Annotated in this window: 10 protein-coding genes; 2 read left to right on the top strand and 8 right to left on the bottom strand. The window is 54.4% G+C overall.

The features are described 5' to 3' along the window. Positions 1-799: 799 nt before the first annotated feature. The 6 genes from Poly51_RS31125 to Poly51_RS29490 all read right to left on the bottom strand — a co-directional run bounded on the left by Poly51_RS31125 (position 800) and on the right by Poly51_RS29490 (position 6,064). On the bottom strand, positions 800-985 hold the full coding sequence (locus Poly51_RS31125) for a hypothetical protein (RefSeq protein WP_146462535.1): 186 nt from the start codon (positions 983-985) through the stop codon (positions 800-802). Between the two features lie 685 nt (positions 986-1,670). After that, positions 1,671-2,321, bottom strand: a complete 651-nt coding sequence (locus Poly51_RS29470; protein WP_186775904.1) for an alpha/beta hydrolase — start codon at positions 2,319-2,321, stop codon at positions 1,671-1,673. A gap of 195 nt (positions 2,322-2,516) precedes the next feature. Beyond that, positions 2,517-2,978 (bottom strand): hypothetical protein, encoded by a 462-nt coding sequence (locus tag Poly51_RS29475; RefSeq protein ID WP_146462537.1) that lies wholly within the window; start codon positions 2,976-2,978, stop codon positions 2,517-2,519. Positions 2,979-3,635: 657 nt separating this feature from the next. After that, positions 3,636-4,238, bottom strand: a complete 603-nt coding sequence (locus tag Poly51_RS29480) for a hypothetical protein (RefSeq protein WP_186775905.1) — start codon at positions 4,236-4,238, stop codon at positions 3,636-3,638. Positions 4,239-4,240: 2 nt separating this feature from the next. After that, the gene (locus Poly51_RS29485; protein WP_146462539.1) at positions 4,241-4,636 is read right to left on the bottom strand and encodes a hypothetical protein; all 396 of its coding nucleotides are present in this window, start codon (positions 4,634-4,636) and stop codon (positions 4,241-4,243) included. A gap of 474 nt (positions 4,637-5,110) precedes the next feature. Beyond that, positions 5,111-6,064, bottom strand: a complete 954-nt coding sequence (locus Poly51_RS29490) for a toll/interleukin-1 receptor domain-containing protein (RefSeq protein WP_146462540.1) — start codon at positions 6,062-6,064, stop codon at positions 5,111-5,113. A gap of 285 nt (positions 6,065-6,349) precedes the next feature. Between Poly51_RS29490 and Poly51_RS29495 the strand changes: the two genes are divergently transcribed. Continuing rightward, the gene (locus Poly51_RS29495; RefSeq protein WP_146462541.1) at positions 6,350-6,547 is read left to right on the top strand and encodes a hypothetical protein; all 198 of its coding nucleotides are present in this window, start codon (positions 6,350-6,352) and stop codon (positions 6,545-6,547) included. Between the two features lie 1,275 nt (positions 6,548-7,822). Here the strand turns inward: Poly51_RS29495 and Poly51_RS29500 are convergent. Further along, positions 7,823-8,296: a hypothetical protein gene (locus tag Poly51_RS29500; RefSeq protein ID WP_146462542.1), complete on the bottom strand. Its 474-nt coding sequence runs from the start codon at positions 8,294-8,296 to the stop codon at positions 7,823-7,825. Positions 8,297-9,258: 962 nt separating this feature from the next. Beyond that, a complete protein-coding gene (locus tag Poly51_RS29510; RefSeq protein WP_146462544.1) occupies positions 9,259-9,717 on the bottom strand; it encodes a hypothetical protein in 459 nt (152 codons plus the stop codon). Positions 9,718-10,063: 346 nt separating this feature from the next. Here Poly51_RS29510 and Poly51_RS29515 point away from each other — a divergent pair, with 346 nt between their 5' ends. Further along, positions 10,064-10,270: a hypothetical protein gene (locus Poly51_RS29515; protein WP_146462545.1), complete on the top strand. Its 207-nt coding sequence runs from the start codon at positions 10,064-10,066 to the stop codon at positions 10,268-10,270. Positions 10,271-10,738: the final 468 nt, after the last annotated feature.

The raw sequence follows: 10,738 nt of genomic DNA on the forward strand, positions 1-10,738 counted from the left end.
AGTTCAGCTGCCACTAGGGTTGGCGTGATCAACATCAACAGAGCTAGTGTTCGGATTAACATTTTGAAACCTCGCAGAAAGTGTAGTGTAGAAAAGAGTGGATTGTCGCAGTCGACGAACGGTAGGGCTCAGCGGGGCCGCGAGAACGGCTCACCACTGCAAAAACGTCAACTCGCGGCCTCCGTTGCAACCCATGGTTCGCCGAAGTGCTCACATTACGAGTGGGAATCGATCGGTGAAGTTCTTTGTAAGCGATTGTGTAACGAAGAGCAAATCCTTGATCCGAAATGGTTGTGCACTACGGCGACTAGCCAACCAAATAGTGGCCCGTAAAAGAGACCTGCAACCGGGAAATTGTAACCGGTTCTTATCAGATACATGCCTGTGGCGTAGGCAATACCGGCGTAAGTGTAGCAGCGAAAAATTGGATACAACTGCTTCGTTTGTGCGATCATTACTAAGGCGAACAACGCCGCGTTGGCAACGAGAAGCGGAACTAGCAACAGTGGATCGCGGCTTAACGAGATCGGAAGATAAGCGACAACTGCGAACAGTTCATTCAACGAGTCTAGTGGCGTTCGCGTGTACGCCGCAGAAAACAACACAACAGCGAAAGTCGCCAACACAACCCGAATCAGGCGTTCGATCATGATTCTACGCGTTGGCATACATCACCTCATTTCGGTCAAACGAATCGGCGAACGGTTGCCATCACCGGGCACGGAGAGTGATGTATCCATTTGTGAAAACGCGCAAGCCGTGCTCCGTGTGAATGGCTTGGTTATCCGCCGTTGTGAATTCAAACCTGAAACGCAATTTTCGGGTATTTGGAGTGCCAACTGCCCGCGAGTTTCCCGGCTTCGTAATACGAGAATTCGCTAGAGTCAACCTCATGATAGTAGTGAGCGAGAACCTCGAGTCGATATCCAACATCACACAACTGATCGTCCAAGGCGGTATTGAAACCGAGAAAGAATGCATCCATGAGTTTGGATTCTAATTCTTCCGTACATTCGCAGCCAGTGTTTGTAAGTAGTGACCAGTTCGTTTCGACGTTGCCGATACCTGCAGTGAGACGGTAACACACCCGCGCAAATTGACAGTGCGTTTTGAATTTCTCTTCACGAACGCTAACGTTTGGTGGTGCAACCATTCTTCAGTCGGATAACGTCGGCCGTAACCGAGGACGGACGATTGGTTTTCAATTTTCGAAAGGCCGCATTCCGTCCTTCGGTTCACGGCATGGTTCGCGGATCCGGACACGACGACGGCCCGAGCCATCGACGCTTGTTGCCAGTGTAGCCGATTGAAATCGCCGAGGGAAATTCAGTGTCCCAATTAACAGGCGGCATTTCAGGCATTGGTTGTCAGCACAGCCATCTTCGGGCGTTGGATGTGCGTGTGCTGTCGGCGTGCGTCGGTCATCAGTGCAGCCACGACCGGGCGTTGGTTTTTCTTGGTCAGCGCACCCATCAAACCGTGACATCAGATGCGAATCCCAGGCGATCGACGTCGGCTGACATCAGTTGGGCGAGATTCGAGCGCACCAATCAGCAGCATGAGCGACAGGCGTTGGTCGATACCGCGAACGTTACGCATCAGCGGGAACGGGCGAACGACTTGCAAGCAGACCAGAAAACGAACCACCCGTTCTCCGTTGCATGCGATGGTTACCCGCCCTCTCGTGATAGCTGGTCTCTCGTGGCGTCCAGCACTTCCGTCGTAATTGTATGTCCGTCGTCGAACGGGTGCCAGTTAGTCACAACTCCCTTACGTTTAAGCATTCCATGCAACTGTTTTGCGTCATCGAACGGCAGCACTTGGTCGCCTCGGCCGTGCGAAAGCAGAACCTCGATATTACGTGCGGGACTAAGTGATTCCGCGTCGATTGCAAGTGCGGGTGAGTAGAGGATAAGGTGACGAATTGGGAGATTTGCGTCCGACAAGAGCATACTTGACACAGTTGCCCCCTGCGAGAATCCACCGACCGCAATCTCAGCATTGGGGTATGTACGGCTAGCGAAACGCACCAGAGATGCAAGACGAGCATGAGCGGTTTCGAGTTCCTGCTCGGTCGTCGCCCATGCGAGTCCTCCACCATCAACAGAGATGGGGGCGGCGGGAAAAACGAATGCACGCTTGTCACCGCCAATGTATTCAGCAAGTGGCGCGAGATCAGCATCGGTAGCGCCGAAGCCATGAAGCAGTACGACGATTTGATCGGCGTCGGCAAGCGATGCTCCTGAGAACTGAACCTTCAGGCCACCCCACGGTAGGTCAGATTCGTCTGTTGCGGATGAATCCGACGCATTCTCGACCACATCACTCCGAGAGACGACAGACTCCGAGCATCCAAGCGGGATTAAGAACAGAAGCAGAGCTAAGTATCGCAATCGAGGTTCCAATCTGTCGGGTAACGTTGCCCGTCACCGGGCCGGGAGTGTTAAGTCAACCATTTCAAAACCGGCCGCAAGCCCGGCTCCGGTGCACGGGATGGTTACCCGCCGTCTAAACGGTCAGAGCAGCTCCTCGTCTAGCACCGCCTCGGCGGCCCGTCCATCGAGCAGAGCTAGCACATCGCGAGAAAAACGTTCAAGCCGATTGTATATTGTGCGAATTTCGAGAGCAACGGAATGAATCGCCTCTTCGCGGTCGTCAGCATGTTGCGGATCATTTAGTGTGACACGAACCCCAAGTTGGCCGCGTCCATCAAGAAGATAGACGCGGATGGAAAGATGAGTTTGGGCGCGTTCGCCAGTGCGATTTCCGGAGTAGTAACCACCTGCGATCGCGACTGCATCATCCAGGGGATATTTGGCAATACCAACAGCGAAATCGCGAATTTCGTGAATGTTGAACCATGCGCTTCCGCGTCCAGCAAAACCGTTTGCGGTGGCTGTTGCAACCAAGTCGGCCGTTCCGTCGCCGTCGGCGTGAATTGTTAGATGCAGGCGTCCGGGTTCGCGTAGGTGGCTCATTTCTCAGTCGGGTAACGTCCGGATTCACCGGGTCGGGAGTGTTGATGTTCCATTTGAAAACGGCCGCAAGCCCGACTCCGGTGCAATCCATGGTTATCCCCGATCATGTGTTACGAGGCGAACCGCCAACGGGCATGGGCCGCGCGAGCGGAAAATAACGACGGGACGTCGCCACGATGATCTGCGCGAGCAGAAAACAACGGCGGGACGCCGCCAGTCTAGACTCCGTCCACTTGGGTGACACCATCGTGGCGAGTTCGTAGCGGTGGTGCAAGCAGGGAATTAGCAAACAAGGCGGAAAGTCGCAAATCCGCGACAGGTGCCAAACGAGTCGATCGCGACACAGAACCGTGTTTGACGTGGAGTCGGACGCCCGAGGCAAAGACGCAAACCATGAAGCGGAGCCGAGTATGTGTGACCCAGACCTCCCAGCAATCGTCGCAACGTGTTCGACGTTGCGAAACACGACACGGCCAAAACGGTCTACGGATCGGCCAGTGGTCGCCAGCGTCTGGATACCGAGCGTTCGTCGTTGATGCGGAATGACCGCGCACCAGTTCGGATAACGGTGCCCGTCACCGGGCCGGGAAAGTTGATTGTCCATTCGTGAAAGCTCGCAAGCCCGGCTCCGGTGCACGGGATGGTTCCCCGCTTCGGTCACGCAGGATCGGGTAGAGCGATTGAGGCATCACTAAGCACGGTGTTGAAGACATCAAGCGGAGAGTCAGACACGAGTATCGTCGAATTGTTCTCGCCATCAGTGTACCAGTAAATCTGCAGGCACTCGAAGCAGATTAGAAAGTCATAGACCTTACCATCGTGCTCAACGCGGATACCGTGTCGCGGGTCAAAGCAAGCCGCGATAGCGCCCACACTTGCCTCAACGCCTTCAGAAAGCGACTCGAACAGCCGATCCTGCTCGGTTCGCGTCACCACAGTCGAGCCAAGAACGGCATAGTCATGAAATCCATCAGGTTCAGGACCAGCGTCTCGAATCATTGGGTCAATCGAATAGAGCTTGAACCCGGAGCCATCGCGTAGGGCGTTAGCTGCCTCTTCGGGCAGGGGAATACCGAGCGGCTTCAGCTCAGACGCGGATTGTGGAGCAGTCCCCTGCTGGGAGCATCCAAGCATAAGCAAAACGGCAATGGTTAGTGTTGAGCGCAAATCATTCATTCGGGGAACGTTCGACATCACCGGGTGGCGGCGAACATCGTGATTTCGAGCAAACGTAACCACCGCCACTCCGGTGCATGTCATGGTTATCGGCTTTTACGAACGGGTGCTGGGCAGCGGAAACCGCGTCGCAACAGTCTAACCGGCGTTGATTCGTGCAGCAAGCAATCGGGTGTTGTCCGTAAACGAAGGATCGAAAACGTTGCGGTGCCATCAACAAACGCCAACAGTAAACACAAGTTCGGCTTACGAGCGGCGTACGTCGCGGCAACCGTCAACAATGGATCAAGACGGTCGAAGCGCTGAGTCGCTAACGCAAAAGCCGAACGACAAACTTGCAATCGAGCGTTGCTGCAATCGCTAGTGCGAGCGAACAAGCCAAACACCTGAGCGGTCAGTCCGATAACGTCAAGCGTCACCGGGCCGGAAGTGTAAAAGTATCCATTTGAGAACGCTCGCAAGTCCGGCTCCGGTGCACGCATTGGTTATCCGTCGTTATGCGGGGCGTCGGATGATCCAGCAGGGTCAATGTCTATCGGAGTTGCAGTCAGTGTGCGTTCGATCATAGCGGCAGCACTACCAAGGACGCACCCGGCCAATGAGGGAATGCCGATCACCGGCCAAAGCACGAACATGACGATCGAAGCGGTAATGAACAGTATGGGCAAGCAGCCATCGACTAAGTTTAGAGATGGAAGCGTGAAAATGCTTGCAGCAATGCCTAGCGGCAAGGACGCAATCCAGAACGGTGAGTGCACGTAGGCTAGAGTCGCAAAGATTATTGTGACAACGCATGGCGAAACGTACGCAGGTCGAATTCGATAGTGGTCGTTGCTGCTCAAGAGCGGATCTGTTCAGTCGGATAACGACCGGGATCAGCGGGCGGCGGGAGTTGACACTGATCTCAAGAGAGACCGCAACACCGCCGCTCCGTTGCATCCCATGGTTACATTGTCTTAGCCGCCCTTCGCCCCAGAAATCGCTTTAGCGATGTCCAACGCGGTTTGCAGAATTTGCGGGTCAACGTCTTTTGCGTCTTGGTCTATGAATGTAGATCCTTTGTCGATGTTCCAATGCTGAAAGGCTTCTTTGACTTCACTCCATTCGGCCTTGTCGCCGAATGCATTCAGATAGAACTCGCCGAACGATATTGCGTGACTCCTGTCAGCGTTGCGAAGTGATTCAACCATAAATGCCTTGCCGAGTAGGAAGGCGAATCGCGAAAGTGCACCGAGTACACCCACAACCAAAATGGTAATCAGTGCCAGTTGCGCAAGCGATTCCCAGGAGGGCGTAGCATTTGATGAATTGAGCGAAACGGCCCGCCAGATACCAAAAGCCAAGCCTCCGACCAGTGAGAACATTGCCAATCCGTACCAGAAGTACGCGGTGCGGCGGTACCCGGTTTCACGCTCGGCTAAGCTTTCAAGCGATGCCTTGATGTAGGTTGCTGCAGTTGCCTCAACCTTCTTCTGGACCTCACGACGCTCGTCCTCCTTGGCTTTGATGCGTCCCAACATTGCATCGAGTGCGGCGTCAATTTCTCTTGCAACGTCAGGTATGTCCTTTCCCCTCACGAACAACGCTTGAACGCTCTGGAGTGGCGATGGTATGTCTGCGTTTTCCAGAATTACTGGGATCACCAATGGCCGCCCGCGTTCGCGAAAGTAGGCCATTGCCGTTCCCGTTTCCGTGAACAACCATTTGCTGTCCATCGCTGTTGGTGACACGATAGCGAGTAGTGCATCGGCGTTTCGTAAGGCGTCACTGAGTACCGCTTCCCAGTCTTGCCCCGGGCGTATCGCCTCGCCCGAGAAGAAAACTTCATGACCATGCGACATGAGTTCGTCCGCGAGTTGGCGAACGTAGTCGTGGTCCGAGTTGTGATAGGAAACGTAAACTTTAGCCATTAGTTCCGCAGTTGCTTGTCAATGTAACGGTGGCCATCACCGGGTGGCGGCGGTTGACGCGATCTCAAAAAAACGTGACCACCGCCACTCCGGTGCATGGCATGGTTATCGGCATTTATGGACGGGCGTTGATCGAACATCGGGAAGTGGCAACAACGCTGCCACAGCTTAACGGGCATTGGTTCGGGCGGCAAGCAATTTGGCGTTGACCGGGCCGGCAAGTAAACGGGCATTGTCGTCCGACGGCGTTTGCAGACGTTGAACGAAAACTGGAAAACGGGGTCGATGGAAAAGCAAACGACAACATCGAGCACCATCGAGGACTGGGAGCGGCGTGGGTTGTGGCAATCGCCAACGGAGGATCAAGACGTCCGAGTCGGCGAGTCGCTAACGCAAATGCCGAACGACGCACCGATGACCAAGCGTTGCAGCAATCGTTTGTGCAAGCGAATACGCGGAACATCTGCGGAGTCAGTCCGATAACGTCCGCGATCACCGAGTCGCGACGATTGACTTTCAATTTGTAACGACCGTATTCGCGACTTCGGTGCATCGCATGGTTCGCCTCTCACTCGGCACTACTGATAGCCCTTCTTGCCGGTCACCGGATTTACATTGCCTTGGGTAGACCAGTTGTTCGATTTGGTGGAGTCGGGGACTGAACGATAGTGCGCTTTCACATAGGTTCCATTTCTCCAATATCCGGGAACGTACTGACGTCGGATGCTAGATTGGTTTGTGCTATATCGTGAGTAATCTATGGGACCGATTTTCGACTCGTTTTCCGCCTGTACATACTTGCTGCCTGGAATGGCATCAGCCATTCTCGAGCGAACCATTTGTTCTGCGATGTCCTTCCCGTTTACGAATACGTTGTTACCTGAGATCCGAATCGAGCCTCTCTTGAGCAGTCGGCGCAAGTGTGCTTGAGAGTCACGGCCAGGCGAATTTCGCATGGATGGAACGCGAATCCCCGCAATCCTTACGGTACGACGATCTGTGACTATGGTGCGTCCGTCTGGAACGCTAATCAGCCTTTCAGCGAGCGCGAGCGTCGGCGACAGAAGTTGCGAAAGGAGTAGAGCGGAAAAGCAAAAACGGATGAACATCAAATTACAGGCAAAGAGGTGGAATCTTCAGTTGGCGAACGTCTCACATCACCGGGTGGCGGCGATTGACGTGATTCCAAAGAAACGTGACCACCGCCACTCCGGTGCATGTGTTTGTTATCGGCATTTATGAACGGGCATTGGTCGAGCATCGGGCAGCGGTTGCCACGCCGCCACAGTTTAGCGGGACTTGGTTCACGCGGCAAGCAATTGGGCGTTGTCCGGGTCGGCAGTAAAACGGCAATTGTCATCCGACAGTGCTTGTTGACGGTAAACGAAGGATCAAAAGCGTTGTCGCTTGATCAGCAAACGAAAACAGCGAACACGTTCAAGAATTGCGAGCGGCTTGGAGGGAGGAAATCGCAAACGGAGGATCAATGCGTTTGACTCGCAAATTCGCTAACGCGAATGCCGAACGACAAATTTCCAATCAGGCGTTGCAGCAATCGCTAGTGCGAGCGAACGCGTGAAACACCTGAGACGTCAGTCCGATAACGGTTGACATCACCGGGTGGCGGCGAACGACGTGCAAGCAGACGGAAAATGCAACCACCGCCACTCCGGTGCATGTCTTGGTTATCAGACTTACAACGCTGCGCTTCGGGGTGGCAGTGGAGGAACATTCGCCCGCTGCCGCAAGCTTCCCATCTTAACGCAATTTGCCCCGCTCACGGGTGGGAAGTGGGTGGTGTTCCTGGAGATCCGCCACTTTGGGTTCTGCGTTGTCAATACGCGAAAAAAGCGAGTCAACCCAATCACGATCGCCGTCCGACAGTTCGGCAGTCCGGACATCATCGTAGGCATCAGATTCCCAGAGGATGCCAGTGTAGCAGAGGGTGCGCAGAGTATCGCCACCGGAAGTCAGCCGAATGGATCGGTCGCCGACGTCTCCGGGTAGCGTATGCCAGTAGCGTTGCCATGACACGTTGGCGTAGATCGAAGAAAGGCGATCAATCGTCGCGGGGTCCGACAACTCAAGCGTTACGTCGCCCGATTCGAGCGTGAGCGTTGTTGTGCGATCGAAGTCCGAAATCCAATCGGCGTCTGGTCGACCGAGAGAGGATCGGCAACACGGCAGTAATGCGACAAGCAAGGAAATCCAGAGTAGGCTAATACGCTTCATTACGTCAGTCGGATAACGTTGGTGGTCACCGGGTACGAACGGACGATCGACCATTGGGAAAAACGTTTTTTTGAGTACTCCGGTGCACCACTTGGTTCCCCGCTTCGTTTGGGAGACCAGGATTCGATTTCGTAGCGTTGCCCTCGGGCGTCGGATTATAGCAGGATGAACTCGGGCGATGGATCATAGTAGCAAAGCGAAAGCCGTTGGTTTACGCGGCCAGAGTTCGAGAGTGGATTTCCAGACGGTGGTTTATCTTCGGGCGTTGGATCGAGCGATCACTCATTGCAGCAAGGTAGCAGCGCACCAATCACCTGAGCGGAGGCAGGCGTTGGACAATCAACAGCCTGGATCGGGCATCCCTTTATTGCAGCAATGTGTTGTCGGGGAACGGCAGGGTTTTGCGGGCCGGGACGATTGACTTGCAAGCAAACAAAGCCGCCCGCAATCCCGGCTCCGTAACAACCCATGGTTATCCGCTATGTGACGTGAGTATGGATCGGATACGGTAGAGTATGCGTCGAATAAAGAACGATGTCTTGGGCGGAGTTGGGTCGCGCGCGGCACCGAGCATCCAGAACGGCATCCGTGACGTTTCGGACGCACGATCGTCGGCATTTCTGCATTCGTCCCCACGAGAGAATATTCGCAGGCGTTCAATAAATGGACGAGTTGGCTTGGCATCAATCGGGATACGCGGTCGTCGTGGCTTGGGTTTGTATTTGAGTGCATTTGCGACCAAGTGCCCCACGTAAAGCCCACCGCAAAATGTCCCGAACAACAGAGCACCGATCGGAGGTGCATCGCTCCCAAACGGCATCACCGCCGCAGTCCCGAAGATCGCGAAAATGATTGCGATGCCGACAGTGATGATGTAGTTCATTGCGAATCACAAACGGATTTCAGTCGGATAACGTTACCGATCACCGGGCGGCGGCGAACGATTCACCATTGCAAAAAAGCTAACCACCGCCGCTCCGGTGCATCGGATGGTTATCCGCCGCCTGCGTGTCGTCATTGGCCCAGGCAACAAGTAGTGCCTTGATTAGGATCGTCACCCCGACCACGACGATGAATAGTAGCGTCGCGAGAATCATAGCGATACCCGGTGCGGTGTACGTCCGCCCGTATCCGACGTCGAAATTGTTCACGACATAAGAGCAGAACGGTAGAATCGAAAGGGACGCAACGTTGTATCGCAACCGAAACACGGGAACAATGAGCGATAAGAAGAAAAGCGTAAAAGCAAGCAGCAGCGTTAGAAATGGCCATAGAGCTGTCGTGGCAAGGTGCATTCCAATCACGAACAGCAGCCCGATGAACGGCACGATGCCGTAGCCGATCGCTTCCTCCCGAAGCGATAGCGGTCGAGCATTTGATTGCCCATCCGCTGAGGGCGCAAGCGATTCATGTTGGGTCATGGCTTCGCGATATCAGGTGTCGATTCCGACAGGTTCGTTTGGGTCAGTCGGATAACGCTCACATTGACCGGGCACGGACGGTTGATGTTCAATTTGTTAAACGACGCAAGCCGTGCTCCGCGTCCAATGTGTTGTTATCGGGCCAATCATGCCACTACCAAAACAGTTTGAACAACGAAAACCAAAACCGGGATTCCGGTATTTCCAGTGCGACGAATGCGAGCACGAATGGATGTCACCATCGAGGGATGTCGATTCTCCCAGCGGGGAAGATTGTGCGTGCGGTTCGTGGGTCCATGCAAGACCAGCGACAACCACCGAGTTTGATCGGTTGCGAAATAAGACAATGACGTTCCATAGTGACGTTGCAGCCAATGCGATCATCAAAGCGGGTGATGCGAACATTGAGATTGACAGACTCAAGGGGTTGATCGTGCGTTGCTATTCAGCGTTGCATAGCGGAGTCTGGAAAGACGGCGAAACGGACGCGGAACTAGCGGCGTTTATCAACGATCAGATGTCGAGCAAGTACGGGAACGAATGGTCCCGATAACGTTTTGCGTAACCGGGTTGCGACGGTTGGCGTTTATTTCAGAGTGGGCTGGATTCGCAACTCCGGTTCACGCATTTGTTATCGGGCTGAATCAATCATGGGTGCGTGTAGGCGATGCGGAGTTGAGGACGATTGGGATTGTAAGTGCGAACCGCAGGAGGACGAAATCCACGGCGAAATCGTAGAGCTTGAGCATTCGAGCTACTGGGGTTGCGAAGTTGGTAAAGTGCGATGCCCAAATTGCGACGAAGAAATTGCATTTGGCGGAATGGCTGGAGGGTCATGTTCGTGTGGATACGAGTGGACAGTCGAGACAAGAGCGGTCGGTAGAAAGCCCCGATAACGTCTACGATCAGCCGGCGGCGACGGAAGATCAACCATTTGAAAACGCCCGACTTCGCCGCTCGGTTGCATCGTTTGGTTCCCCGCTCCGGTGAGATCATTCATCGACCATCGGTCGAGGCGGTC

The organism is Rubripirellula tenax, assembly GCF_007860125.1.
GTDB classification, from domain to species: Bacteria; Planctomycetota; Planctomycetia; order Pirellulales; family Pirellulaceae; genus Rubripirellula; species Rubripirellula tenax.

Bases quoted from the DNA above. Each gene is read 5' to 3' on its own strand.
- Poly51_RS31125 (WP_146462535.1), bottom strand. From the start codon at position 985: ATGGATGCATTCTTTCTCGGTTTCAATACCGCCTTGGACGATCAGTTG.
- Poly51_RS29475 (WP_146462537.1), bottom strand. From the start codon at position 2,978: ATGAGCCACCTACGCGAACCCGGACGCCTGCATCTAACAATTCACGCC.
- Poly51_RS29480 (WP_186775905.1), bottom strand. From the start codon at position 4,238: ATGACATGCACCGGAGTGGCGGTGGTTACGTTTGCTCGAAATCACGAT.
- Poly51_RS29485 (WP_146462539.1), bottom strand. From the start codon at position 4,636: ATGCGTGCACCGGAGCCGGACTTGCGAGCGTTCTCAAATGGATACTTT.
- Poly51_RS29490 (WP_146462540.1), bottom strand. From the start codon at position 6,064: ATGGCTAAAGTTTACGTTTCCTATCACAACTCGGACCACGACTACGTT.
- Poly51_RS29495 (WP_146462541.1), top strand. From the start codon at position 6,350: ATGGAAAAGCAAACGACAACATCGAGCACCATCGAGGACTGGGAGCGG.
- Poly51_RS29500 (WP_146462542.1), bottom strand. From the start codon at position 8,296: ATGAAGCGTATTAGCCTACTCTGGATTTCCTTGCTTGTCGCATTACTG.
- Poly51_RS29510 (WP_146462544.1), bottom strand. From the start codon at position 9,717: ATGACCCAACATGAATCGCTTGCGCCCTCAGCGGATGGGCAATCAAAT.
- Poly51_RS29515 (WP_146462545.1), top strand. From the start codon at position 10,064: ATGACGTTCCATAGTGACGTTGCAGCCAATGCGATCATCAAAGCGGGT.